The organism is Affinundibacterium flavidum, from assembly GCF_014284175.1.
Taxonomy (GTDB): Bacteria; Pseudomonadota; Gammaproteobacteria; order Burkholderiales; family Burkholderiaceae_D; genus Undibacterium; species Undibacterium flavidum.
In genome coordinates this window covers 40,667-66,113 of record NZ_JACOGA010000013.1, presented here as the reverse complement: position 1 = coordinate 66,113, position 25,447 = coordinate 40,667, and the positions used below count along the sequence as shown (strand labels likewise).

22 protein-coding genes are annotated in these 25,447 nt (G+C 45.4%); 10 read left to right on the top strand and 12 right to left on the bottom strand.

Annotated features, from left to right (window positions below; translation table 11 throughout):
* Positions 1-296: 296 nt before the first annotated feature.
* Complete coding sequence (locus H8K55_RS14475; RefSeq protein WP_186942777.1) at positions 297-599, top strand: hypothetical protein; 303 nt, start codon at positions 297-299, stop codon at positions 597-599.
* 123 nt (positions 600-722) lie between these two features.
* Here the strand turns inward: H8K55_RS14475 and H8K55_RS14470 are convergent, their stop codons facing one another.
* Positions 723-1,169 (bottom strand): Lrp/AsnC family transcriptional regulator, encoded by a 447-nt coding sequence (locus H8K55_RS14470; protein ID WP_186942776.1) that lies wholly within the window; start codon positions 1,167-1,169, stop codon positions 723-725.
* Between the two features lie 164 nt (positions 1,170-1,333).
* On the opposite strand from H8K55_RS14470, the gene H8K55_RS14465 reads away from it, so the two are divergent.
* Together H8K55_RS14465 and H8K55_RS14460 are read left to right on the top strand one after the other, a co-directional pair.
* A complete protein-coding gene (locus tag H8K55_RS14465; protein WP_186942775.1) occupies positions 1,334-2,425 on the top strand; it encodes a saccharopine dehydrogenase family protein in 1,092 nt (363 codons plus the stop codon).
* Positions 2,426-2,705: 280 nt separating this feature from the next.
* Positions 2,706-3,584: a type 2 periplasmic-binding domain-containing protein gene (locus tag H8K55_RS14460; RefSeq protein ID WP_186942774.1), complete on the top strand. Its 879-nt coding sequence runs from the start codon at positions 2,706-2,708 to the stop codon at positions 3,582-3,584.
* A 23-nt stretch (positions 3,585-3,607) separates the two neighbouring features.
* On the opposite strand, the gene H8K55_RS14455 is transcribed toward H8K55_RS14460, so the two are convergent.
* The 3 genes from H8K55_RS14455 to H8K55_RS22195 all read right to left on the bottom strand — a co-directional run bounded on the left by H8K55_RS14455 (position 3,608) and on the right by H8K55_RS22195 (position 8,020).
* On the bottom strand, positions 3,608-4,909 hold the full coding sequence (locus H8K55_RS14455; protein WP_230408634.1) for a replication-associated recombination protein A: 1,302 nt from the start codon (positions 4,907-4,909) through the stop codon (positions 3,608-3,610).
* Entirely contained in the window at positions 4,909-5,553 is a 645-nt protein-coding gene (gene lolA, locus H8K55_RS14450) for an outer membrane lipoprotein chaperone LolA (RefSeq protein ID WP_186942772.1), read from the bottom strand. Before lolA ends, H8K55_RS14455 begins: the two co-directional genes overlap by 1 nt.
* A 145-nt stretch (positions 5,554-5,698) precedes the next feature.
* Positions 5,699-8,020 carry a DNA translocase FtsK gene (locus H8K55_RS22195; RefSeq protein ID WP_186942771.1) on the bottom strand — a complete coding sequence of 774 codons (2,322 nt, stop codon included), beginning with the start codon at positions 8,018-8,020 and terminating at the stop codon, positions 5,699-5,701.
* A 372-nt stretch (positions 8,021-8,392) separates the two neighbouring features.
* Between H8K55_RS22195 and H8K55_RS14440 the strand changes: the two genes are divergently transcribed.
* The 3 genes from H8K55_RS14440 (at position 8,393) to H8K55_RS14430 (ending at position 12,062) form a co-directional block, all read left to right on the top strand.
* Positions 8,393-10,072, top strand: coding sequence for an alpha-amylase family glycosyl hydrolase (locus H8K55_RS14440; RefSeq protein ID WP_222612482.1), 1,680 nt, complete (start codon positions 8,393-8,395; stop codon positions 10,070-10,072).
* A 282-nt stretch (positions 10,073-10,354) separates the two neighbouring features.
* On the top strand, positions 10,355-11,308 hold the full coding sequence (gene trxB, locus H8K55_RS14435; RefSeq protein ID WP_186942770.1) for a thioredoxin-disulfide reductase: 954 nt from the start codon (positions 10,355-10,357) through the stop codon (positions 11,306-11,308).
* A gap of 112 nt (positions 11,309-11,420) precedes the next feature.
* Complete coding sequence (locus tag H8K55_RS14430) at positions 11,421-12,062, top strand: Smr/MutS family protein (RefSeq protein ID WP_186942769.1); 642 nt, start codon at positions 11,421-11,423, stop codon at positions 12,060-12,062.
* A gap of 78 nt (positions 12,063-12,140) precedes the next feature.
* Here the strand turns inward: H8K55_RS14430 and H8K55_RS14425 are convergent, their stop codons facing one another.
* Positions 12,141-12,479: a P-II family nitrogen regulator gene (locus H8K55_RS14425; RefSeq protein WP_186942768.1), complete on the bottom strand. Its 339-nt coding sequence runs from the start codon at positions 12,477-12,479 to the stop codon at positions 12,141-12,143.
* A gap of 59 nt (positions 12,480-12,538) precedes the next feature.
* Positions 12,539-14,152 (bottom strand): NAD+ synthase, encoded by a 1,614-nt coding sequence (locus H8K55_RS14420; RefSeq protein ID WP_186942767.1) that lies wholly within the window; start codon positions 14,150-14,152, stop codon positions 12,539-12,541.
* A gap of 46 nt (positions 14,153-14,198) precedes the next feature.
* Here H8K55_RS14420 and H8K55_RS14415 point away from each other — a divergent pair, with 46 nt between their 5' ends.
* Together H8K55_RS14415 and H8K55_RS14410 are read left to right on the top strand one after the other, a co-directional pair.
* Positions 14,199-15,380: a GNAT family N-acetyltransferase gene (locus H8K55_RS14415; RefSeq protein WP_186942766.1), complete on the top strand. Its 1,182-nt coding sequence runs from the start codon at positions 14,199-14,201 to the stop codon at positions 15,378-15,380.
* Positions 15,381-15,591: 211 nt separating this feature from the next.
* On the top strand, positions 15,592-16,632 hold the full coding sequence (locus tag H8K55_RS14410; protein ID WP_186942765.1) for a serine/threonine protein kinase: 1,041 nt from the start codon (positions 15,592-15,594) through the stop codon (positions 16,630-16,632).
* A gap of 79 nt (positions 16,633-16,711) precedes the next feature.
* Here H8K55_RS14410 and ppa read toward each other — a convergent pair whose 3' ends face one another.
* The 5 genes from ppa to hemC form a co-directional block, all read right to left on the bottom strand.
* Entirely contained in the window at positions 16,712-17,248 is a 537-nt protein-coding gene (gene ppa, locus H8K55_RS14405) for an inorganic diphosphatase (protein ID WP_186942764.1), read from the bottom strand.
* A 131-nt stretch (positions 17,249-17,379) separates the two neighbouring features.
* Positions 17,380-18,576, bottom strand: coding sequence for a heme biosynthesis protein HemY (locus tag H8K55_RS14400; protein ID WP_186942763.1), 1,197 nt, complete (start codon positions 18,574-18,576; stop codon positions 17,380-17,382).
* A 15-nt stretch (positions 18,577-18,591) separates the two neighbouring features.
* Positions 18,592-19,791 carry a uroporphyrinogen-III C-methyltransferase gene (locus tag H8K55_RS14395; RefSeq protein WP_230408633.1) on the bottom strand — a complete coding sequence of 400 codons (1,200 nt, stop codon included), beginning with the start codon at positions 19,789-19,791 and terminating at the stop codon, positions 18,592-18,594.
* A complete protein-coding gene (locus tag H8K55_RS14390) occupies positions 19,788-20,669 on the bottom strand; it encodes a uroporphyrinogen-III synthase (RefSeq protein WP_230408632.1) in 882 nt (293 codons plus the stop codon). The genes H8K55_RS14395 and H8K55_RS14390 overlap by 4 nt, the downstream gene beginning before the upstream one ends.
* 38 nt (positions 20,670-20,707) lie before the next feature.
* Complete coding sequence (hemC, locus tag H8K55_RS14385; protein ID WP_186942843.1) at positions 20,708-21,598, bottom strand: hydroxymethylbilane synthase; 891 nt, start codon at positions 21,596-21,598, stop codon at positions 20,708-20,710.
* 397 nt (positions 21,599-21,995) lie between these two features.
* Between hemC and trpS the strand changes: the two genes are divergently transcribed.
* Positions 21,996-23,066, top strand: coding sequence for a tryptophan--tRNA ligase (gene trpS, locus H8K55_RS14380; RefSeq protein WP_186942762.1), 1,071 nt, complete (start codon positions 21,996-21,998; stop codon positions 23,064-23,066).
* A gap of 18 nt (positions 23,067-23,084) precedes the next feature.
* A complete protein-coding gene (locus H8K55_RS14375) occupies positions 23,085-24,299 on the top strand; it encodes a winged helix-turn-helix domain-containing protein (protein WP_186942761.1) in 1,215 nt (404 codons plus the stop codon).
* A gap of 76 nt (positions 24,300-24,375) precedes the next feature.
* Here the strand turns inward: H8K55_RS14375 and ispH are convergent, their stop codons facing one another.
* Positions 24,376-25,398 (bottom strand): 4-hydroxy-3-methylbut-2-enyl diphosphate reductase, encoded by a 1,023-nt coding sequence (gene ispH / locus H8K55_RS14370; protein ID WP_186942760.1) that lies wholly within the window; start codon positions 25,396-25,398, stop codon positions 24,376-24,378.
* Positions 25,399-25,447 lie beyond the last annotated feature (49 nt).

Here is a 25,447-nt window from a genome sequence, read left to right as displayed (position 1 = left end):
GTAAAAAAGCGAGAAAATGGCCACGAAGCACACTTAAAGTGGACAAAATACCTTTTAGCTTAATTTTTTGATCATTGAAGCATCAAATCTGGCGTTTCGTCGCATCTCGCTGGTAGTCAGAATGAATTCACTTTACAGTCACGCTATTGCAAATAATTGCCAATTAATTCATTGAGATTATTTGCATAAAATATCGAGTGCGCTTGATACAAATCTATTACAAATAGTTTGACGCATCAGCCACAATTTGATTTACACTTCTCGCTTCGCCGCCATTCATTTGGAGTTTGACTATCATGAATACGAAACAATTTTCACTCGGTATTGGATTGCTCGCTTTCGCTGGCTTCGCCTATAGCCAAGAATTTGTCGTAGTACCGACACAAACGAATACGCCGCCAACTTGCCAGGAAAATTGCCCGCCGGAGAGTCCAGGTGGCCAAAATGCTTTGCAAATTGATCGCAGCGGTATGGATAAAGCTTCAGTTCATTTGCAAATTTTGCAGCAGACTTCACAGAAATTCACTGAACCTTCTACGTCCAAGAAGAACAATAACGACGATAAGAAGACACCGAATAAAGCGCAAGAAAACGCTTAATGTCGGATATTCCCCGCGGCTGGGATATATGCTGAATTACGCTATTCTTAAAAAAACCTGCTTTCAGCAGGTTTTTTTTTCGCATATTCCACCTATTAGTCTATCAATCCATTAATTTACTAATTAAATCGACGAGCGGTCAATTCGCTTACTCAAGATGATAGAAGTCGAAGTTTGCCTAACGCCCTCCAGACTACCAATTTGATCCAATAATTTATCTAAGACTTCGGTGCTGGCGCAACGTAAGGTCAGCATATAGTCGATCGCTCCGCTCACAGCACACAGACTTTCTACTTCCGGCAGTTGCTGCAAGACCTTAATCAAGTGACTGACTGAACGCGCCTCGATTGACAAACCCACGTATGCTCTGACCGCAGGCTGATACATAGTTTGATTCAATTTCAAACCGTATCCAGCTATCACTTTACGTTTTTCTAGGGCATTAATTCTGGCAATCACGGTCGTACGTGCAATCCCAACCGACTTCGCAATGGCGGTGACCGGCATCCTTGCGTTATCCATCAGCAAAGCTAAAATTTTATTGTCGATTTCATCAAGAATTGGTTTCATACACTCACTTTGCTCACAATGTTCGTCAATATGTCTTGATTGCGATCAATATGACGATAGATTAGCCTCTATTATCTGACATTTTTTACATTTACACTGTCGTTATTGAAACACAAGATTTGAAATATCTATTCATTTCTTACTATTTTTTATGGAGACTGATCATGACGACGAAACTCATATTGCTAGGCGCTGGAAAAATTGGCGATGCGATTTTAAATTTACTTTCCCATACTGGAGACTATGAAATTACAGTCGCAGATCGTGATGCTGAGCGCCTGCAATATGTCGCGCAAGAGAACTTTCCCAATGTCAAAACCGCACTTGCAGATCTCAGCAATTTGGCAGAGGTCAGCGCATTGATACAAGGTCACCAAGTCACTTTATCCGCTTGCCCTTACTTTCTGACGCCAGTCATCGCCAGTGCGGCGAAAGCTGCGAACTCTCACTACTTCGATCTTACCGAAGACGTGGAAAGCACCAAAATCGTTAAACAATTAGCGGAAAACGCACAAACTGCGTTCGTCCCACAATGCGGGTTGGCACCGGGCTTTATTTCCATCGTCGCCAATGATGTCGCGAAAAAATTTGATTCTTTACGCGATGTCAGCATGCGAGTTGGCGCACTACCCACCTTCCCCAACAATGCCTTGAAATACAATCTGACCTGGAGCACCGACGGTCTGATCAATGAATATTGCAATCCCTGCGAAGCGATTGTCGATGGTCATTTACGCGAAACATCGGCGTTGGAAGAGATTGAACATTTTTCATTAGACGGCATAGATTACGAAGCTTTTAATACCTCTGGTGGTCTTGGTACACTCTGTGAATCTTTGCTCGGCAAAGTACAAAATTTGAACTACAAAACAGTGCGCTACCCAGGTCATCGCGATATCGTCAAAATGTTGATACGTGACTTGGAATTGGGCAAACTGGAACGCCGCCCTATCCTAAAAGACGTGCTGGAAACATCCATTCCTATGACAAAACAAGACGTGGTCTTAGTCTTTGTCAGCGTGATTGGCATGCGTGCAGGACGTTTGGAGCAAGAATCCTATGCGAAGAAAATTTATGCGCAAGAAGTAAATGGCCAGTTGCTTTCGGCGATTCAATTAACCACTGCGTCAGGTATCTGCGCAATGGTTGACATGCTAGTTGCAGGAAAATTGCCGCAACAAGGCTTAGTTCGCCAAGAACAAGCGTCCTTAGCTGATTTCATTGCTAACCGTTTTGGCCGCTATTACGCGAGTTAATTTAATTCAACGTGCTCAGTTCGATTTTCAAGAAAGCTCAAAGAAGCAGAGAATAATGCCAAATTCTCTGCTTCACTCGATGACAAACGAATCTATGCTCGTGTTTTTTACCTATGCGTAATAACCTAACGAGCACAATACAATTGAGATAGTTTTTCAAACAATCGCCTCGTTACAACAGCTTTTCCTCCTCTCACATACTCTGACATAAATAGCGTCTATACTTAAGCTCACAAGCAATACTCAAAATTGCGTCCAGACGTATATTGAGGGAGGAAAAATGTATCGCCGATTTCATCTGCAACAGATGTTTGGCGTATTCTGCGTGCTTTGCTTATTGAGCTTTATCCCAGCGCAAGCACAAGAACCGCTAGAAATCAGATTGCCAAAATTGGATGTAAAAAACGATCCAACCGAGGACTACGTGCGCGAGCTATTGCAAGCCATCGTTCAACATTCCGCGCGCCCTTATCAATTGATAAAAAGCCCAGGCCGTATGTTGCAAGCTCGTTCAATTTACGAAATGACCAGAGAAAACGGCAACATAGATATTCTCTGGACCATGACGACGGACGATAGAGAGAAAAAACTCATCCCCATTCGACTCCCTATAGAAAAAGGCTTGCTCGGCTGGCGTATTAGTCTGATTACCGAAAAAAATAAAGCAGCGTTTTCGACAGTTAAAAGAACTGAAGATTTACAACAATTTACGGCGGGACAAGGAAAAGACTGGCCCGATGTAGGAATACTCAAAGCCAATCAACTGTCGGTGCTCACGTCGAATGCTTACGATCCTTTGTTCGCCATGCTAGCCGCTGGGCGTTTTGATTACTTTCCACGTTCAGTTTTTGAAATTTGGGGCGACGTCAAGCATCACAGCGAGCACAAATTCATCGTTGAAGAGAGTTTCATCTTACATTATCAAACCGCTTGCTATTTTTTCGTGACGCCGCGCCGCCCTCAGTTAGCGGAGGATTTGCGACTGGGCTTTGAAAAAATCATTGCAAATGGCATTTTTGAACACTTATTTCAAAAATATCATAAGGCTTCCATCGAACGTGCTAAGTTCAAACAAAGAGTCGTAATCAATCTAAAAAATCCACTGTTAAATCCTGCCTCGATGGCATTGAATCGTACCGAATTATGGTTTCACCCCTGATACGAGCGAGCCAAAATTTGTACTTAATCGTGTCCGCTGTCTTCATCTAGTTGACGCAGATAAGTGAGTTTTTCCGCTATCTTGATTTCCATACCGCGCGGCACTGGCTCATACCAACGCACATCTTCCAAGCCTTCTGGCATATAGGTTTCACCAGCAGCATACGCGTTTGGCTCATCATGGGCGTAACGATACAATTTGCCGTAACCAAGCTCTTTCATCAACTTAGTTGGCGCATTGCGCAAATGCTCAGGCACAACGCGGGATTTGTCTTTGGCGACAAATGCACGGGCTTGTTTGTAAGCCATATAAATCGCATTCGATTTGGCAGCGCAGGCCAGATAAACAACGGCTTCGGCCAAAGCTAATTCACCTTCTGGTGAACCGAGGCGTTCATAGGTTTCTGCAGCATCCAGACAAATTCGTAAAGCGCGCGGATCTGCCAGACCGATGTCTTCACTCGCCATACGGATAATGCGGCGCGCTAGATAACGTGGATCGGTACCACCATCGAGCATACGCACTAGCCAATACAAAGAAGCATCAGGATTTGAACCACGCACCGATTTATGCAGGGCAGAAATTTGGTCATAGAATGCATCGCCACCTTTATCAAAGCGACGTAAGGCATCTCCTAAACATTCTGCCAGCAGTGTGCTATCGACTTCTTTCAAGCCTTTAACTTGCGCCGCACGTGCCGTAATGTCCAGATTATTCAAGAGCTTTCTACCGTCGCCATCCGCACTCGCGACCAGACTTGATTTTGCGTCTGCAGTTAATTGCAGACCATCTAATTCCTGTGTGCAGGCTTTATCTAACATCAAAGCCAAGTCATCATCGGTCAATGACTTCAGCACGTAGACAGCAGCACGCGACAGTAAAGCGCTATTGACTTCAAAGGAAGGATTTTCGGTAGTAGCGCCGATGAAAGTAAACAGACCACTTTCGACATGCGGCAAGAAAGCGTCTTGTTGACTCTTATTGAAGCGATGGACTTCATCGACAAACAATATCGTGCGACGTTGTGAAGTAGCACGAACATATTCGGCACGCTCGACTGCATCACGTATATCTTTGACGCCCGAGAGTACTGCAGACAAGGCGATAAATTCAGCCTTAAACGCAAGCGCCATCAATCGCGCCAAAGTAGTCTTGCCGACACCGGGCGGGCCCCATAACAACATAGAGTGTGGCTCACCAGATTCAAAGGCAACACGCAATGGTTTGCCTTCACCTAACAAATGTTGTTGACCGATGACTTCAGCCAAACTTTGTGGCCGCAGACGTTCAGCCAGTGGTTGATGCAATGCAGTTTGAATCGACATCATGGGCGCAACACATCCGCACCTTGAGGAACTACAAACTTAAATTGGTCTGCAGCGAATGTGGGATTTTTTTCGAAATTTTTCAGTGTGACTAAGGACAATTGTCCGAAGCTATCGCGTAATTCCATCCCGACTGGCACACCATCTTTCATGCCTATGCCTATCGTGTCAAACTGACTGTCCTTAGTTTTCGGAATCGCTTCCAACCACTCAACACCCTGCTTGATACCGACATCCTTCATGATGAAATTTTTATCCAGATCAACGCTACCAAATAAAATCGCCGCGGGACTAGAAGCAATCGCATTGCCTAAAGTTTTGATCGTAACTTGATTCAAGTCTTTATCATACAAGTACAGCTTATCGCCATCAGCTTGCAAGACTTGGTCATAAGGTTTGATATAAGTCCAGATGAATTTTCCCGGGCGCGCAAACTTGAATGTGCCTGAGGACGTCTTGCCAGTTTTCGCAGCGCCATTGACCATCTTCATTTGCACTTGTAAGAACTCGCCTTTGGCGGTTTTGGTATTCACCACAAAGCTCTTAAATTGTTCGATGGCAGAAGCCTGTGCTGCACTGGAAAATGCCAGCATTGCACTAAGAACTAAAGCACTAAAGCTAGCTTGTTTTTGTAAAGTTTTCAAAATAATTCCAATTCAATGATGCAAAATGAAGTTCGGCGACTTGTACGCCCTTGACTCAATTCGCAGTAAATTTCATAAGCTGACATGCATGACTTAAGCTATAACGCGGCAGCAGAAAAAACGTCTACGCATCTGCTCGGCGCATCTACTCTGCATTCCCGGCAGGAACCAAAATCTCGCGATTACCGTTCGATTGCATAGTCGAGACCACACCGCTGGCTTCCATTTGCTCTAACAAACGCGCTGCGCGGTTATAGCCGATTCGCAAATGACGCTGCACCAGTGAAATCGAAGCGCGACGGTTTTTCAAGACGATCGCAACGGCCTGGTCGTACAAGGCATCAGCTTCACCACCACCTTCACCTGGAGCTAGGGCATCGCCACCCTCTTCTAACACGCCGCCTTCTAAAATACCTTCGATGTAATTAGGCTCGCCCTGCTCTTTCAGATGTTTAACAACGCGATGGACTTCTTCATCTGAAACAAAAGCGCCATGCACACGCACTGGCAAACCCGTGCCCGGCGGCATATACAGCATGTCACCCATACCTAGCAAAGATTCGGCACCCATCTGGTCTAAAATCGTGCGCGAGTCAATTTTGCTACTGACTTGAAACGCAATTCGTGTAGGAATATTCGCTTTGATCAAACCAGTAATCACGTCGACTGACGGGCGTTGCGTCGCCAGAATTAAGTGCAAACCCGCTGCCCGCGCTTTCTGTGCAATACGGGCGATCAATTCTTCGACCTTCTTACCAACTACCATCATCAAATCTGCCAATTCATCAATGATAATGACGATAGTAGGGAGTTTTTCTAAAGGCTCTGGTGCATCGGGAGTCAAACTAAATGGATTCGGAATATGTTCTTCGCGCTTCGCTGCTTCGGCGATTTTGGCGTTGTAGCCAGCCAGATTACGTACGCCTAATTTCGACATCAATTTATAGCGACGTTCCATCTCATTCACCGCCCAATTGAGCGCATGTCCTGCTTGTCGCATGTCAGTGACTACCGGCGCTAACAAATGCGGAATGCCCTCATACACCGACATCTCCAACATCTTAGGATCAATCAAAATCATCCTCACGTCGTTAGGGTCAGACTTGTACAACAAAGACAAGATGGTCGCATTAATGCCGACGGATTTACCCGAACCAGTCGTACCGGCAACGAGTAAATGCGGCATCTTTGCCAAATCGGCGACCACTGGATGACCCGCAATATCTTTACCCAATGCGACCGTCAGATTGGACGAGCTATCGTTGTACACTTTGGAGCTTAAGATTTCAGTCAAACGCACAATCTGACGCTTAGGATTAGGCAACTCTAAACCCATGTAATTCTTACCGGGGATAGTTTCCACCACGCGGATCGAAGTCAAAGCAAATGAACGTGCCAAATCACGCGCCAGACCAACGATTTGGCTACCCTTAACGCCGGTGGCTGGTTCGATTTCATAACGGGTAATTACCGGACCGGGATAAGCAGCGATCACCTTAGCATCGACACCAAAATCTGAGAGTTTTTTCTCAATCAGACGACTGGTGAATTCCAAGGTTTCTATGCTGACGGTTTCTTGCGTGAGTGGTGCTTCATCGAGCAATGATAACGGCGGCAAATTGGTGTCCGGCATATCGTTAAACAAAGAAACTTGGCGTTCTTTTTCGATGCGCTCAGATTTTTGCACTGCGACGACTTGCGGTTCAATTCGTATAGGCGGTGCTTCAACGATTTTGGCACGCTCTTGTACTACCGTGGTTTCACGTTTGACAGCCGCCGTTTCGCCAAGTTTACGGTCTTCATGATCCGTGTATTTTTTACGAATAAATTCAAAACTCGTTTCTATGACAGCACCCGTGTTTTCAGCGATCTGCCACCATGACAAATGAAAATACAAACTCAAACCAATCGCGATCACCAATAACAATAATAAGGTTGCGCCAGTAAATCCAAATGCCGCTGCGCTCAAATTGCCAATCAATTCACCCAGCACCCCACCATGCACACTTGGTAAAGCAACTTTGAGTGAGTACAAACGCAGGGATTCAATTCCCATACTACCGATCAAGATAAATACAAAGCCAGATATCTGAATGATTTTGTCGAAAAAATGCGGTTCTTCATCCGTGCTTTTTGCAGAATCATTTAATTGGCGATAACTACGCCAAACCAATCTGAACAAAGCAAAGCAAAACCACCATGCCGAAAAACCAAAAATAAATAAGACCAGATCGGCAACGCGCGCACCAACATATCCACCGATATTATGAAAACGATCCACCCCCACAGAGCGCGACCAGCCTGGATCTAAAGGGGAATAAGTCGCAAGAGCAAGCACAAAACAAATACTTAATGCGGCAAATACCATCCAGCGCACTTCGCCTAATAGGATCACTAGGCGATTTGGCAAAGGAGGTGGTGGCGCAACATTGCGGCTACGTTGATAAACTTCGTTGGTATTAGGCATAGATATCAAGGAAAACAAGCAAACATGATTGTAGGGCAAAAGCTTTCGATATAGCTACTTCGCACAGTTTATTCAACACTTATCCATCCAGACAGAGACATCTTCACATCATCCGTCGTAATGCCAGCTTGCATGCGTGCATCATCGACAGGCTCAGCATGAATCTACAAAGCACATCCACCTCACCCAACATGACAATCACGCGATCCGATTAAAGCGAGCACATTCCCCCCATGATGCCACTTCAATTCAAATTGAACAAAATATGTAGTTTTACTACAAATGGTGAACAATATTTAGAAAATACACTTAAAATTAGAATAGATTTGTAATTCATTGATCAACTATAGATAACTAGTATTAATACATTCCATGACAAATTTTTCCGCCAAATTGAGCTCCATTGCCCCCTACGCATTTTGCATCACTACATTAATGGCAGCACTGAGTGGCTGTGGCGGCGGAGGTAGCTCTACTCCTGTTAACTTTAGCAATACCAACACACCCACTACCGAAACGCCCAGCGCCAACCTGCCCACTTTTGATGCCAGCGTCATCAGCAAAAACGATCCTGGCAGCAATCTGGGCGACCAGTGGCGTCAAGGACCGTTTATGGAAATCTATGTGCGCGGCTATCAAGACAGCAACGGCGATGGAGTCGGTGATCTACGTGGCGTCATCCAACGTCTCGATTATTTGCAAGAACTAGGTGTGCAAGGAATTTGGCTGATGCCGATCAGCAAAAGTGAAGACAAAGACCACGGCTACGCAGTCAAAGATTATCGCGACATAGAAACACAATATGGCAATCTCACCGATTTTGATGAACTGCTGAAGCAAGCACATGCTCGTGGTATCGGCGTCATACTCGACTATGTCATGAACCACAGCGCGAATACACACCCTGCCTTTATCAATGCTAGTGACACTAGTACAAATGCGTATCGCAATTGGTATGTGTGGAAAGACAGCGCGCCCGCAGGCTGGAATATTTTTGGGAATAACCCGTGGTACAACACCAAAAACGGTGCTTATTTCGCCGCCTTTTACTCAGGCATGCCGGACTTCAATTTACGCAATCCCGCTGCAGTCGAGTTTCATCAAAATAATTTGCGCTTTTGGCTCAATCGCGGGGTTGATGGCTTCCGTTTTGATGCTGTCGGCAATCTGATCGAAAATGACGCAGGTAATTGGGAAAGTCAACCTGAAAGCATCGCCTTAATGGGCAAGGTGCAAGAAAATATTGCGCAATACAGTAAGCGCTTTATGGTGTGCGAAGCGCCTGGCAATCCGCTTGCATTTGCAGCTAGTAATTCTTGCGGCAATGCCTTTGCGTTTAAACACAACTACGACATTGTGAATGCCGCCAAAGGACAGACTAGTGCGATTCAAGCAGTGGCAGATTATTTCAATACCGCACCACTCACCATCGCCACCATGATTTCCAACCACGATGAATTTGCCGGCGCGCGCCTCTGGGATCAGGTTGGCGGCAATCTCACGCAATATCAACTCGCCGCCGCAAGCTATCTGCTACAACCCGGTACGCCTTTTATCTACTATGGCGAAGAAATCGGCATGGCAAGTGCAGGTAGTTTAAGTGGCGACGCAAAATTACGCACGCCAATGAGCTGGAGCAGCAATACTGTCAATGCAGGATTTACTAACGCCACGCCATTCCGTGCTTTGTCTGCGAATGTCAGCACCCAAAATGTCACATCACAAGGCCAAGACCCGCATTCTCTCTTACAGTTTTACAAGAGTTTGATTCAATTGCGCAAACACCGCCCATCGCTCAGTCAAGGCAATTACAGTAACGCCACCGTGACTGGCAAGGTACTCAGTTATCAACGGCAGTCAGGCAATGAAATTTCATGGGTTATCATCAATTATGGCAGCGAGAATACGACTCTCAGTATCAAAAACTTAGTAGCAAATACGAAGCTCGCTAGCATCTATCCAAGTAATCAATTACAGCTCACGGCAGATAGTGGCGGAATTGCGGCATTGAATGTTCCAGCTTTTTCTATTTGGGTTTTGACGAATAATTGAGGTTACAAATAAGCTTACAAATAAGTTCGCAAACAGATGTCAAACTAATTGAATCAATAATCATCCAGCAGTCTTATCAAGTAATAAACGAGGTAAGACTGCAAAATTAAGACTACAACGCCATCCCCTGCTTCGCCATAGCACTTTAGCTAATCCACCAATCCTTGACTTGAATAAAGTCAAGTTGCCCCAAATCTGGGATAATCCAACATTTCGCAAATCAAAGCAGCGATTTTCGCCATTCGATAACATTTTTTCACGACCTTTTTCATCGGAACCACTATGTCTACACCTAAATCAACCAAACACGCACATGTTTTGATTCTCGGCTCTGGCCCAGCTGGTTATTCCGCTGCCGTGTACGCGGCACGTGCTAATCTGAACCCAGTTTTGATCACAGGTGTAGAACAAGGCGGTCAGTTAATGACGACAACCGATGTCGAAAACTGGCCTGCCGATCCGAATGGCGTACAAGGTCCAGAATTAATGCAGCGTTTCTTGGAACACGCAGAACGCTTCAATACAGAAATTATTTTTGACTATATTCATACAGCCAAACTGACAGAAAAACCTATCCGCTTAATCGGCGATCAAGCTGAATACACTTGCGACTCCTTAATCATTTCCACTGGCGCTTCAGCACAATATTTGGGCTTGCCATCTGAAGAAGAATTTATGGGCAAAGGCGTCTCCGCTTGCGCCACTTGCGATGGCTTTTTCTATCGCGGCAAAGAGGTAGCGGTTGTCGGCGGTGGCAATACTGCAGTCGAAGAGGCCTTGTATTTGTCAAATATCGCCAGCAAAGTGACCGTCATCCATCGTCGCGACAAATTCCGTGCAGAAGCGATCTTGATCGACCGTTTAATGGCAAAAGTCGCAGAAGGCAAAATCGAAGTGAAATGGAATCACACCTTAGATGAAGTCACAGGCGATGCATCGGGCGTGACTGGTATCAATATTAAATCCGCCGACGGCGTAGTAACAGCCGTGCCATTGCACGGTGTGTTTATCGCGATTGGCCACAAGCCAAATACCAGCATTTTTGAAGGCCAATTGGAGATGAAAAACGGTTACATCATTACCAAAATGGGTAACGAAGGCATGGCAACGTCCACCAATATTCCTGGCGTATTTGCTGCAGGTGATGTGCAAGATCATATCTACCGTCAAGCGATCACGAGCGCAGGTACGGGCTGTATGGCGGCACTCGATGCGCAGCGCTTCCTAGAAGAATAATTTTGAACCGCAGAGGCGCAGAGATCGCAGAGTTTTTTTCCAAAACCATCTGCGCCCTCTGCGACTCTGCGGCAAAAGTTTTTAAATTCCTATTTCATCAGCAAACATCATCATGGCCTCATCAATGAAATCTTTTGCTGACCTTCAACAAGTTGGCAAGCAACTCAAAGAACAACAAGCACAACGTGAGAAAGCTGAGGCCGAACGCATTGCGCGCGAAAAGCAAGCGGCGATTGAAGCAAATATTTTTCGCAGCAGTGTCGGTGACGTTCAGGTCATGAAGCAACCAGAAAAATTCCAAGCTATCCCCAAAAAACCAAAGCCAATCGCCTACAAGCATATTGAAGATGAACAAAAGGCTTTACAAGAATCGCTATCGGATGAATTCGATGCAGGAACTTTATTAGAGTCAGATGAAAATCTGAGCTATACGCGCGTGGGAGTGGGCATCGATGTCGCAAAAAAATTGCGTCAAGGTGCATGGGTCATACAAGCCCAACTAGATTTACACGGCATGCGCCGCGATCAGGCTCGTGACAATCTCGGCGAATTTTTACGCAAATGTATACGCAGTGGATATCGCTGTGTACGGATTATTCACGGTAAAGGTTTAGGCTCGATCAACAAAGAACCCGTGTTGAAAAACAAGGTGCGTAATTGGTTGATACAAAAGGATGAAGTAATTGCTTTTAGTCAGGCGACTGCGGCGGATGGCGGTTCGGGTGCTTTGATCGTTTTACTGCGAGCTTCCTAAATAAAAATCTAGCATCAAAAAATACAGGCGCGAATCATCAGTGTGATTCGCGCCTATTTTCAATTAGTCTCCAGAAATTTAGACGGCTTCTGATCCAGTCTCACCAGTGCGAATACGTATCACCTGTTCGACATTCTGTACAAAGATTTTGCCATCGCCGATCTTGCCCGTATGCGCGGCTTTGATGATGGCATCGACCACGTGATCACACACCTTATCATCGACCACCACTTCGACTTTAATCTTCGGTAAAAAATCCACCACGTACTCAGCACCGCGATACAACTCTGTATGTCCTTTTTGACGACCAAAGCCTTTAACTTCAGTCACCGTCAAACCAGTAACACCAACTTCGGCCAAACCTTCACGGACTTCGTCCAATTTAAATGGCTTGATGATTGCGGTAATTTGTTTCATGTTTTCCTCACTGATAATCTGCTATTAGTCTGCTATCGGTCTGCTATTGATCTGCTATTTTAGTCACGAAATTTCGACGTAATCGGATAACGCCAGTCGCGCCCGAAAGCGCGGTGCGTAATGCGGATTCCAACCGGCGCCTGACGTCGTTTGTATTCATTAATTTTGATCAAGCGCGTAATACGTTCTACATCGGCTTCGCTGTAACCCGCCGCAATAATTTCAGCTCGTGACTGATTTTCTTCCATGTAGCGCTGCATAATGCCATCGAGAATATCATATGGCGGCAAGGAGTCTTGATCCTTTTGATCTGGGCGCAATTCCGCAGAAGGTGGACGAGTAATAATGCGCTCAGGGATCACATCCCCTATCGAATTTCTATATTCACAAAGACGATACACCATCGTTTTAGCAACGTCTTTAATCACCGCAAAACCACCCGCCATATCACCATACAAAGTGCAATAACCAACCGCCATTTCACTCTTATTGCCAGTTGTCAGTACGATAGAGCCATACTTATTCGACATCGCCATCAAGATCGTGCCACGTATGCGTGCCTGAATATTCTCTTCCGTCGTATCTTCCTTTAAACCCGCAAATTCCTGACTCAAGGTATTTTTGAATGCGCTAAAACATTCATTGATAGAAATCTCATCGTAACGCACGCCGATACGCTTGACCATCTCACGCGAATCTAACCAAGAAATATCGGCAGTGTAAGGTGAAGGCATCATCACTGCACGCACCTTGTCAGCTCCCAAAGCATCGACTGCAATCGCCAAAGTCAAAGCAGAATCGACACCACCCGAAAAACCAATCAAGACACTGGGGAAGCCATTCTTCGTCACATAATCACGCACACCTAAGACCAGAGCGCGATAAATCTGGGCTTCCACAGACAAGGTCTCTGCAACAATATTCGATTGCGGTACGCCATCAATAAAATCCACAATCTGCAAATCGGCTTCACAATGTTTAAGCTGTGCGCAAACTTGTCCTTCGTGATCTAGCACAAATGAATTACCGTCAAAAATCAATTCATCCTGACCGCCCAATAAATTCGCATACACCAGACTCATCCCTAGTTTGCTGATATTTTGGCGCATCACCTCAATCCGGAAATCGCTTTTATTCATGTGAAATGGCGAAGCATTCGGTGCCAACAAAACTTGCGCACCCGCAGCGCGTGCCAATTGTGGCGCGTCACCATTCCAGACATCTTCACAAATATTAATGCCAAATTTTGTGCCCTTTACTTCGAACACAACCGCATCATCACCCGTAGCGAAGTAACGCTTTTCATCAAACACAGCGTCATTCGGTAAAGCGTGTTTTAAATAGGTATGCGTGATGTTGCCATTCAACAAAACTGAAATCGCGTTATAGTGATGTCCATGTTGCTCCAGCGGATAACCAACCAACACGTGCACATCAGAAAATGGCTGTAAATCGAGCGCCAATTTTCGCAATGCAAGCGCTGTCTGCTGATAAAACGCGCTGCGCAATAGCAAATCTTCTGGCGGATAACCTACCAGCGACAATTCGGGTGTCACTACGATGTCTGCACCCTGAGCAGCAGCACGTTCCACGTAATCATGAATTTGCTGAGCATTGCCTGTGAGATCACCGACGATGCTGTTCATTTGAGCGATAGCAACTTTGACTGTCATAAGATTTAGCGATAAAGAATTAACGATAAAGATGGAATGCCGGGTTATGAATTCTGAAGTCTCACATTATCGCATGGGCGTGGTCGATTCTCTATCGGAGATTGGACAGGAAAATTGGGATGGCTTACTGCAGTTGCAGACTCAGCCCAATCCTTTTTTGTCATTTGCTTTCTTACACGCACTACATGAATCTGGCTCTGCTTCGGCACAAACCGGCTGGATTCCGCGATTTATCTGCCTCTGGCAACAAGAACATACTGGGACTCAAGAGACGCTAGTTGCCGCCATGCCCCTATATGAAAAAATGCACTCCTATGGCGAATATGTATTTGACTGGGCATGGGCAAATGCCTATCAGCAGCATGGCTTAGCGTACTACCCTAAATTACTATCTGCAATTCCTTTCACGCCTGTGCAAGGTAATCGTCTGCTCAGCATCAACTCAGAAGCACGGCTCGCTTTACTAAATTATCTTCATAGTTTAATGGAGTCGCAGCACTACTCTTCTTGTCATATCTTATTTCCCACTTTGGAAGAAGCGAGCACCTTACAGAACGCCAATTTCATGCTAAGGCAAGGTGTGCAATTTCATTGGATCAATCATCACTTTCTTGATTTTGAAGATTTCCTGGCCAGCCTGGAACACAAGAAGCGCAAAAATATTCGAGCAGAACGGCGCAAGGTGCGAGATGCTGGCGTACAGTTTCAACATCTACGCGGTACTGAAATTACCGAAACTGATTGGCGTTTTTTTAAACAATGCTATGACCGCACCTATGCTGAACATCATTCTAGCCCTTACCTCAATTTGGATTTTTTTCTGCGTATAGGGAGAGATATGCCGGAGAATATTTATCTGATTATCGCCAGCCTAGAGGGCGAAAGGATTGCGGCAGCGCTCTTCATCCATGACCAACACACACTCTATGGCCGCTATTGGGGCTGTTTAAAACATTTACCCTGCCTACATTTCGAAACAGCGTATTATCAAGCCTTAGAATTTTGCATCCGAGAAAAAATCCAAGTCTTTGAGGGCGGTGCACAAGGCGAGCATAAAATGGCTAGGGGATTTTTGCCACAAAAAACCTTCTCAGCTCATTATCTGCAAGAACCGGCATTTGCCGATGCAGTCGCGCACTTTCTGCAACGTGAGCATGGAGGAATTGACGACTATTTGGATGAATTGAAAGAACGTAATCCATTTAAGCTATCAATTAGCTATCCATAAGCTATCAATTAGCTATCCATAAGCTAAGGTGTAGTTGACAAAGCCAACTGGTCTTATCAATATGAGAATACTTAGACTAAATACACAACATAATTGACAGAAACCCACACAGTTTTACATGTAAAGCAGGCAAATCCATTAGAATGTGCAGATGCAAAAAACCCATCATAATCAGATGGTTAGATATATTTAATTCAAGGTTTTCTTCCGTATGATACAAAATGCCAATATCAATAATCCAGCTGGAGCGAGCAAAACACCGATGCGTAGAATCGGTCGCTTTACTGTGACCGATAAGCTAGGCAGCGGTTCAAATGGGAGTGTGATGCTTGGTCACGATCCCATTATCGATCGTGCGGTCGCCATCAAAATACTGAATAACCCAGTTGGCGCGACCGACAAAAAACAAAGAGAACAGCAATTTATCAACGAGGCGCGAGCAGCAGGCAGACTTTCTCATCCGAATATCGTCACGATTTATGATGCATCAACAGAAGGTGCAACGACTTTCATTGCAATGGAATTCCTGCAAGGTAAGGATTTACGCGAACTAATGGCTGCAGGTAAGCGCTTTGATGTAATCGAGTGCGCTGGAATTGCCTATAAAATCGCGAATGCCTTGTCTTTCGCACATAACCAAGGGGTGATTCATCGCGACATCAAGCCCGCCAATATTTTCATCGTCGAAAATAATCAGCCTAAGGTCGTCGATTTTGGCATTGCTCGCGTGCCTAACCGTGTTCTCGACGAAAGTGGGCAACCTCAGACCCTCTTCAAGGGCAACATAATGGGCACACCCAACTACATGTCGCCCGAGCAGGCATCTAGTCAGCCTGTCACTGCACTAACTGATGTATATTCTCTCGGCGCAGTGCTGTATGAAATGCTAACTGGACAGAAGCCGTTCTCAGCCTCTGATTTTGACAAGCTGCTCTACAACATTACACACAAAACACCAAAATCACCAGATCTGGTCAATCCTGAAGTACCTGAGAAATTGGCACACATCGTGATGAAAGCGATGCAGAAAAAACCGCATCGTCGCTACAAAAGCGCGGCAGAAATGGCGCTCGCATTAAACAAATTCTTAGCCAGAGAAAAACGGGCGAGACGTCAATCTTCTTCTGGTGCAACATCAAAACCTAGTAGCTCTTCAAATGTTTTTGCTGGAAAAAGCAATTTATTTTGGTTGGGCTGGGGTAGCTTTATTATCGCGGCAATTCTTGCCGTCTTAGCATTCAAGTCCAGATAGAGAATGTTAGATAGAGAATTTTAGGCAAAGAAAAAGGCAGCCCAAGCTGCCTTTTTCTTTATAAACCTATCAGAGCAAATTATGCCAAAGATTTTTTGTAGTTCTCTACACCATTCAAAATCTCTGCACGAGCATCATCTGTGCCGCCCCAACCATCGATCTTGACCCATTTTCCAGGCTCTAAATCTTTGTAATGTTCAAAGAAATGCTGGATTTGATTTAAACGCAAAACATTCAAATCTTCTGGTTTTTGCCAATGTTGATAGATAGGCAAAATTTTGTCGATCGGTACCGCTAACACTTTCCCATCTGCACCAGCTTCGTCGTGCATATTCAAAATGCCAATAGGACGGCAACGCACAACCACACCTGGGATCAATGGAAATGGCGTAATCACCAAAACATCGACTGGATCACCATCACCAGAGATCGTATTTGGCACATAGCCGTAGTTACATGGGTAATGCATAGCCGTACCCATAAAACGATCCACAAAAATCGCACCGCTCTCTTTGTCTACTTCGTACTTGATCGGATCCGCATTCATAGGGATTTCGATAATCACGTTAAAATCGTTAGGCAAATCACGGCCAGCTGACACTTTATTTAAACTCATAAGACGCTTTCAAAGTAAATCAAACACAATCGCCAGATTATAGCGATTTTTAGGTGTATTTGGTGCAATGCAGCAGTAATTCTAGCAATTCCTCGCTCGCCTTGGCTAGGAAAGCGCGCTTTTCCGACCGCTTACTGATTCGTCGCCAAAGCACATTGACGATAGTGTTTTGTCGCTTCTGCCGTTTGACCTAGCTTTTCGTGCAATTGTGCCAAACTCAAATTCGCTTCACGAACTATGCGAGCTTCCTGCGTATGGTTTAAGGCATCTTCCATATGAACCTGTGCTTTGCCCCATAGTTTTTGATGGAAACACAAGACGCCTAATGTGAGCTCTAATTCAGCGTTCTTAGCTTGATTTTTCAACCAATCTTCACAGTGCTCAATTTGTGATCGTAAAGCAGCAGAACCTTCAGAGCCAGCCGCTTCGCGATAACTACGCAGCAAACGGTTATCCCATTCTTCAGCCAAGGATTTTTCGACTATCGCGCGCGCTTCGTCAAGTACCTGGCACTTAGTAAATGCAGCCGCGGCACTCACAGCAATATAACGATTTTTGCGTTCAGCGGAAGGTACTTCACTCCAAACACGTCGCAAGGACTCAGCATCATGTCCATGTTCTTTTAACAAAGCATCGTAAGACATTTCACGCAAACGCCCTGCCAAAGCCGGATGAATCGCATGATTTTTTTCTAAAGTACGAACCAGTTTCACCACTTCAGTCCAATTCTTTGCCTGTTGATTGGCCTTTAAAGCCCAGCGCAAAACCTGAATATGGCGCTTACCACGTGCATTTAATTCTTTAACTGCCTCTAATGCTTGCTCCGCTTTATGCTGGTCAACATATAACTCGGTCATCGTGACCAGGCGTGCTGTCTTATAAGCATTGTCGTCTTCGATTCCAGCAAACCAAACATTACGACGTTCAAACTGACTCATGTGATGCGCAGCTCTAGCACCGATCAAGCTAGCAAGTGCTTTGTTTTCAGACAAATCTAAAGCTTTCGCCGCAGATTTTTCGGCGTGGCCAAAACGTCCCTCGAACAAGGCTTTCAGAGCATCACGTAAGGCGCGATTACTTTCACGCTCACGTTTGCTTTGTCGATACTCTGCTACTTTTTTCGGCATCTCAGTGGTTGCAATAATCGTACGCACCACGAAATACATGACGAAAAATAAGGCTGCCAAAATCAGCAAGAAGAAATTTAAAGATAAATCAATCCTGGTTGGTGGATAGAACAACACCACATTACCAGCATTAAAGCGACCACCGATTGCAATGCCAACGGCGAGTGCAAACAGAATAAGAATACGAATAAAGATGCGCATGTGTTTGGGTTGAAATTAAGGTTTCACCTTGAAATTGCGAACGGAATTGAGACTCTCATTCAACGCTGGCATTTCTATCGATAAATTATTACTTTGAATTTGCTTTAACAATGCCTGTGCAGTTTGTGCTTGCTTGGTGCGCACATCGAAATATTTCGAAATCAAGTCTTGCGCCGAAATCATATCGCTGCGAAATGCACCTTCGTTTCGTGACAGCAAAGCCAAGCGAGCATTGAGCAAACGTAATTTCAGATTTTCTTTGGCAAAATAAGCTTGTGCTGGTGACAGTAACAAAGCATCTGGCGACTCTACATTTCGCACCCGAATCAACTGCTTTAATTCTGTCCACATCTCGCTGGAAAAACTCTGCCAACGATCTTGTAACTGAGCACTAAAAGTGCTTTCTGCAGCAATTTCCGCCTTATCGCTCTTCGCTTTTGCAGCTCGCGGCAATACACGCAATGGTGCTTTTGGTGGCGTCGCAACCACTGGTGTTTTTTCATCTGACCACAAAGGAATATTATCGACCTGTGCAATAACACTATCCAGTCGCAATACGAGTCCCGTCAAATCTAACTGCGGCAAAGCCTTGAGCATTTCTATGTCTTTGGCGATTGCACGACGTACAGCGATGAATTGTGCTTTTTCAGATTTTGCCAGACGCGCATCTGAATTTTGCAAAGCAATCAAAGCGCCTTGCACATTGCCTGCTAATTGTAATTGCTGACTAGCAGTGGCTAACACTTGCTCAATTTCCGTTAACGCCCACTCATCGCGACTCTTGGATAAGTCTTGATACAGTTGTTCTAAGGCGACTTGCTGACCTTGCGCTTCCGTTTGCTTCGCTTCCAAAACGCTGACCTTGGATTGCATGTCTTTGGACGTTTCTTGCACGCTTTTCGCGATACCTTTAATTTCACTATTATTGATATCTGCGGTCTGCAATCGACGGGCTACTTCTTCACGCAAAACGGTCATTTGATTTTGCGATGAATACCAATGCACAGCCAATAACACAGCCAAGACACCAGACAAAATATACGGTGTGTTAGCGGAATTGGTTAAAGACTGCGAATTGACGGTTGAAGGCGCGGAAGCAACTGCAGCGGCCTGCGCATTATCTTGAGGCGTAACAACCGTAGCGGCTACTGTACTGGTATCGGTCGGATTATTCGTCGTCGACATGGTTTCGGTAGAGGGTGTTTGTTCGTTCATAATGATGATTGTAACGCGAGTAAGAGCTTTTCGTCGCCAGAAGCACTCAAGCTTATATGTTTAAATCCTAATTCTCTTGCCACCTCAGCGATACGAAAATGAGGGACGTACAAGTTTTGTTGTTGCATTTTGGCGACTGCACCAGCTTGATCCAACTGAGAACACCACGCCAACAACGTCCTTAAAACGGCAGAACTAGTGACGACCCAAGCACACGCTGCATTCAGATAAGTCTGCAACTCTTGTTTTTTTGACTCATCAAAAATGGGAGTAATGCGTCGGTAAGCGGTGATCGCCTGCACGTTAATCTGTGCGCCAAGTAAGGCATCGGCAAAAAAATCACGTCCCGAATCGGCTCGCACAATCAATACTTTTTGACCACGTAAAGCCGTCAAATCCAGTTCTTCCAGCAAGGTTTCTGAATCGGTTCTTTCCGTATTCGTCGGGCTAATAATACGCACTGCAGCTTCGTCAATTCCATGTTTTAACAAAGCTTGTCGACTTGCAGCCCCAACTACCGCAATCGCCACACTTGACGGCCATTGCCAGTCCTTTTCAGCAATGCGATTTAACATGGCATCAACTGCGTTTGGACTCACAAACATCACTAAAGCATAATCTTCTAAGTCACAGATGGCCTGATCCAACTCAGGGTTCTCAAGCATTTCCTCAATCTCAAACATCGGAAACACAACTGACTGTCGCCCAACTTGCTCAAGCAAATCCACCAAATGCTGCGCCTGATGCTGTGGGCGCGTAATGATTACAGTCGGAATCGCCGTTGAAATTACAGTTGAATTCATGCCTAAGCTCTCGGTCGATTTTACAGCCAGCTTTGAATTCCCGTTCACTAAATCAATATTGGCTAGCGCTTGCATAAAGCGTATCCTAATTTTTCGGCAATGCCCACCACAGACTAAGAATGTTCGATTTCGCGGCACACCGCCAGAATGGCATCTGCATTTTGCGCTCTCAAAGCAGCGACGACCTGCATACCCAAATCTACAAAATTATCCGCATTCCCACTCACTTCTGCCTTAGTCGATTGCGATCCATCAGGTGTTGCAACCATCGCACGTAAATGCATGGTGCCATTTTCAATCTCAGCAAAAGCCGCCAATGGAATTTGACAACTGCCACCAAAAGCTTTCGAGACTGTACGCTCTGCCAATACGGCTTGCGATGTCGCCAGATGGTTTAAGGGAGCCAATGCTTGTACCAAATCCTGACGCGACGACAAAATTTCTATCGCCATTGCGCCTTGTCCAGCAGCAGGCAAACTTTCCGTAGGTTCTAAGAATGCCTTAATACGCTCCGGCAGCCCCAAACGTTTCAAACCGGCTACGGCCAGAATAATGGCAGCATATTCACCTTCATCGAGCTTACGCAAACGCGTATCAAGATTGCCGCGCAAAGGTTTAATAACTAAATGCGGAAAACGTGCAGAAATCAAGGCTTGCCGGCGCAAGCTACTGGTGCCAACCACGGCACCAGTTGGGAGTTCAGCTAGAGAAGCATAATGATTGGAAACGAAGGCATCGCGTGGATCTTCCCGCTCTAGAATCGCCGCTAAAGAAAAACCTTCTGGTAACTCCATAGGAACATCTTTCAAAGAGTGCACAGCTAAATCAGCACGCCCCTCTTCCATCGCGACTTCTAACTCTTTTACGAACAACCCTTTGCCACCCACTTTTGACAAAGCTCTATCCAAAATTTGATCGCCACGCGTAGTCATGCCCAAAATTTGCACATCACATGCTGGATATAGAGCTTGCAGACGGGCACGAACATGTTCTGCCTGCCACATAGCAAGGCGGCTTTCGCGCGAGGCGATGATAAGTTTGGATGGCACAGAATTCACTTCAAAAGCTTTCTAAGATGGAATCTAAATTTGATAGCGCGCTTGAGTTTCTTGAGGTTCAGCTTAACGTCAGCTTAACGTCAGCTGAACCTCAGCATAACGCGTGATTTTACCATGCTGATGTCGACATTTCTTGACAAAAAACAGTGAAAAACGGCATTATGCCTGCATGAAACGCACATTCAACATCACTAATGGCCATTGGCGGAGCACCTTAGACTAAGGGTGGCACCCAGTTTCAATACGACAAACACAAAATTCCTGATGCCGCCCTTCTTTATAAGTTAAGTGCGGCATTTTATTTTCCAGATACACAATTACTTCTATTATTTTCGGATCACTCATGAGCGAGCAAGCAGCAAACACATCAGAAGGCGGCACAACATCAAAGGCATCCGCCCAACCATCCACCAACAAGCAACACTTAATTTTGACTGGTGATCGTCCTACTGGACCATTACATCTGGGGCATTTTGTTGGCAGCTTGCGTAATCGTGTCGCTTATCAAGATCAATACAAACAGTACATCATGATCGCCGATGCGCAAGCGCTGACCGACAATATGGATGACCCTGCGAAAGTACATAACAATGTGATCGAAGTCGCCCTTGATTATCTGGCAGTGGGAATTGACCCTAGCAAATCGACGATCTTCATTCAATCGCAAATTCCAGAACTGACAGAACTCACCTTCTACTACATGAATTTGGTAACAATTTCACGTCTGGAGCGCAATCCGACCATTAAGCAGGAAATCATCTTACGCAATTTTGAACGCGACATTCCAGCCGGATTTTTCACTTACCCTGTGAGTCAAGCCGCGGACATTACTGCATTTAAAGCGACTCTGGTACCAGTTGGCGACGATCAGATACCTATGATTGAACAAACCAATGAAATCGTACGTCGCTTTAATCGTCTGGCAAAAAAAGACATTCTGGTCGAGTGCGAAGCTTTAGTACCAGAAATCGGTCGTTTGCCTGGCATCGATGGTAAAGCGAAGATGAGTAAGTCTTTAGGCAATGCTATTAACCTCGGCGCTACCGAAGCAGAAATCAAACAAGCAGTTCGCAATGTCTATACCGATCCTCTGCATATCAAAGTGGAAGATCCCGGCCATTTGGAAGGCAACGTCGCTTTCACCTACCTCGACGCTTTCGATACCGACAAAGAGGCATTGCAAGCTATGAAAGATCACTACGTTCGTGGCGGCCTTGGCGACAGTAAAGTCAAAGCACGCCTAGAAGGGATTTTGCAAGATATGCTGCGCCCAATCCGTGAACGCCGTCAGGAATACGAAAAAGATCGTGGGCATGTGCTGCAATTACTGAAAGAAGGTACCTACCGCGCACGTGAAATCGCTGCAAAAACCAATGATGAAGTCAAAGCTGCGATCGGTTTAAAGCACTTCTAAGCTGACACCTAAAATACGATGACAATAAGCCTGACCGCCGCCAGAAACATCCATCTAGCCGCACAAGGCTTATTGACTGCACCCAAACAAACCGCTGACAAACAAGCAGTCTTAGCGACCATACAAAACATGGGTGTGCTACAGATTGACACCATCCATGTCGTCGCTCGCAGTCCCTATCTGGTGTTGTGGAGCCGCCTGGGTGACTATCAACAAGAATGGCTGGAACAGCATCTTGATGAAGGCAGACTATTTGAATACTGGTCACACGAAGCTTGCTTTCTGCCTATAGAAAGCTTTGGTCGCTATCGTCATCAAATGCTCAAGCCAGAAGGCATGGGTTGGAAATACAATCAAACTTGGCTGCAAGAAAACGCCAATCACGTCAAGCAAGTTCTGAAACACATCAAAGAATTCGGTGCGTGCCGCTCTGCGGATTTCGAGCGCACCGATGGCAAGGCTGGTGGTTGGTGGGAATGGAAACCAGAAAAACGCTCACTCGAAGTACTGTTCACAACCGGCAAAGTGATGGTCGCACGACGCCAGAAATTTCAACGCGTGTACGATTTAACTGAACGTGTTCATCCCAACTGGAATGACAAACGTGATTTAGGTAAGCTCGTAGATGATCAACGCAATCAGGTATTAGATGCCGTCTATGCTTTAGGCATTTGTAAAGCAAGCTGGATTGCTGATTATTTTCGCATGAAAAAACTATCCCCCGCGATACAAGCTGAAAGCCTATATCAGCAAGGATTACTACAAAAAATTGCAGTAGATGGATGGACTGAACCCGCCTATTATCATCCGCAACGAGCATCACTAGTTGAACAAGCGAAAGCCGGACAATTGCGCGCCACCCATACCTGTTTATTGTCGCCTTTTGATCCTGTGGTGTGGGATAGAAAACGTGCTTTAGAATTTTTCGATTTCGATTATCGTCTCGAATGCTATACGCCCGAAGCGAAGCGGCAATACGGCTACTTTACTTTACCAATTTTACGCCGAGGAAAACTCATTGGACGCGTGGATGCCAAAGCCCATAGAAAAGAAAAAATAATGGAAATTAAGGCTTTGCATCTAGAAGGCAACGTCAAGTTCAGTGAAGCATTGAGCAAAGATTTGGCAAAAACTTTACAGGCTTTCGCCGACTGGCATAAAACACCAATAGTGCGCGTCAGTCGTTGCGACAATCAGGAGCTGAAAGCCGCACTTCATTCTTTTTTCGATTAAGCTAGCAAGATTCGACTAGACAGATCTTGATGAAAATCAGAAGCACACTCAAGCACTCCCGCATCCCTAATCCAACCTAGGTTTTTGCCGAATTGCTCAAACCCTTAGGCAGAGGAAAAGTCACATTTTCCTCTTCTCCATCCAAAGCGCGAACACTTTTCACACCAAATTCTTTGAGTTGATCAATTACTTGATTCACTAAAATTTCTGGTGCGGAAGCGCCCGCCGTCACACCTACTCGCACACAGTTCTCCAGCCACGCGGGATTGATGTCCTCGGCTTTATCTACCATATAGGCCGTCGTCCCCATTTTCTCAGCGACTTCTCGCAAACGATTTGAGTTTGAGCTATTTTTACTTCCCACCACAATGACTAAATCAACTTGCGGTGCCATAAATTTAACCGCCGCCTGACGATTCGTGGTGGCGTAACAAATATCACCTTTTTTAGGCTCGGCGATCAGTGGGAATTTATTTTTAAGGGCTGCGATAATGTCAGCAGTATCATCAACGGACAAAGTGGTTTGTGACACATAGGCTAGCAAAGATGGATCATCCACTTGCAAGTTGACCACATCTTCCACCGTCTCGACCAAATACATCCCCCCTTCGCTCTGGCCCATCGTACCTTCAACCTCAGGATGCCCCTGGTGCCCAATCATGATGATCTCGCGGCCTTCTTTACGCATCTTTGAAACTTCAATATGGACTTTGGTCACCAAAGGGCAAGTCGCATCAAAAATTTTCAAGCCACGTTTTTCTGCATCTTCACGTATCGCTTGAGATACCCCGTGTGCGGAAAAAATCAGTGTATTCCCCGCGGGCACATCATCTAACTCTTCGATAAAAATCGCACCTTTTTCGCGTAGATCATTGACCACATAAGCGTTATGCACGATTTCGTGACGCACATAAATCGGCGCACCGAATTGGGCTAAGGCCAACTCCACTATATCAATGGCACGATCCACACCAGCGCAAAAACCGCGTGGTTGAGCTAACAGAATTTCCTGCTTGGTTTCCTGCTTAGTTTCTTGCTGGGTGTCTTGCGCGATTGTTTGCATTATTGGACTTGTTGATGAATTAACTGTTGTGCTCATGGGTGCTAAATTGGCTAAATTGGCTAAATTGGCTAAATTGACTAAATAG

Bases quoted from the DNA above. Each gene is read 5' to 3' on its own strand.
- H8K55_RS14420 (WP_186942767.1), bottom strand. From the start codon at position 14,152: ATGACAGTCAAAGTTGCTATCGCTCAAATGAACAGCATCGTCGGTGAT.
- H8K55_RS14465 (WP_186942775.1), top strand. From the start codon at position 1,334: ATGACGACGAAACTCATATTGCTAGGCGCTGGAAAAATTGGCGATGCG.
- H8K55_RS14390 (WP_230408632.1), bottom strand. From the start codon at position 20,669: ATGCAAGCGCTAGCCAATATTGATTTAGTGAACGGGAATTCAAAGCTG.
- trpS (WP_186942762.1), top strand. From the start codon at position 21,996: ATGAGCGAGCAAGCAGCAAACACATCAGAAGGCGGCACAACATCAAAG.
- H8K55_RS14410 (WP_186942765.1), top strand. From the start codon at position 15,592: ATGATACAAAATGCCAATATCAATAATCCAGCTGGAGCGAGCAAAACA.
- H8K55_RS14395 (WP_230408633.1), bottom strand. From the start codon at position 19,791: ATGAACGAACAAACACCCTCTACCGAAACCATGTCGACGACGAATAAT.
- hemC (WP_186942843.1), bottom strand. From the start codon at position 21,598: ATGTGGCAGGCAGAACATGTTCGTGCCCGTCTGCAAGCTCTATATCCA.
- H8K55_RS14440 (WP_222612482.1), top strand. From the start codon at position 8,393: ATGACAAATTTTTCCGCCAAATTGAGCTCCATTGCCCCCTACGCATTT.
- H8K55_RS14425 (WP_186942768.1), bottom strand. From the start codon at position 12,479: ATGAAACAAATTACCGCAATCATCAAGCCATTTAAATTGGACGAAGTC.
- H8K55_RS14430 (WP_186942769.1), top strand. From the start codon at position 11,421: ATGGCCTCATCAATGAAATCTTTTGCTGACCTTCAACAAGTTGGCAAG.
- H8K55_RS14415 (WP_186942766.1), top strand. From the start codon at position 14,199: ATGAATTCTGAAGTCTCACATTATCGCATGGGCGTGGTCGATTCTCTA.
- H8K55_RS14470 (WP_186942776.1), bottom strand. From the start codon at position 1,169: ATGAAACCAATTCTTGATGAAATCGACAATAAAATTTTAGCTTTGCTG.
- H8K55_RS14455 (WP_230408634.1), bottom strand. From the start codon at position 4,909: ATGTCGATTCAAACTGCATTGCATCAACCACTGGCTGAACGTCTGCGG.
- H8K55_RS14460 (WP_186942774.1), top strand. From the start codon at position 2,706: ATGTATCGCCGATTTCATCTGCAACAGATGTTTGGCGTATTCTGCGTG.
- ppa (WP_186942764.1), bottom strand. From the start codon at position 17,248: ATGAGTTTAAATAAAGTGTCAGCTGGCCGTGATTTGCCTAACGATTTT.
- H8K55_RS22195 (WP_186942771.1), bottom strand. From the start codon at position 8,020: ATGCCTAATACCAACGAAGTTTATCAACGTAGCCGCAATGTTGCGCCA.
- H8K55_RS14475 (WP_186942777.1), top strand. From the start codon at position 297: ATGAATACGAAACAATTTTCACTCGGTATTGGATTGCTCGCTTTCGCT.
- ispH (WP_186942760.1), bottom strand. From the start codon at position 25,398: ATGAGCACAACAGTTAATTCATCAACAAGTCCAATAATGCAAACAATC.
- H8K55_RS14375 (WP_186942761.1), top strand. From the start codon at position 23,085: ATGACAATAAGCCTGACCGCCGCCAGAAACATCCATCTAGCCGCACAA.
- H8K55_RS14400 (WP_186942763.1), bottom strand. From the start codon at position 18,576: ATGCGCATCTTTATTCGTATTCTTATTCTGTTTGCACTCGCCGTTGGC.
- trxB (WP_186942770.1), top strand. From the start codon at position 10,355: ATGTCTACACCTAAATCAACCAAACACGCACATGTTTTGATTCTCGGC.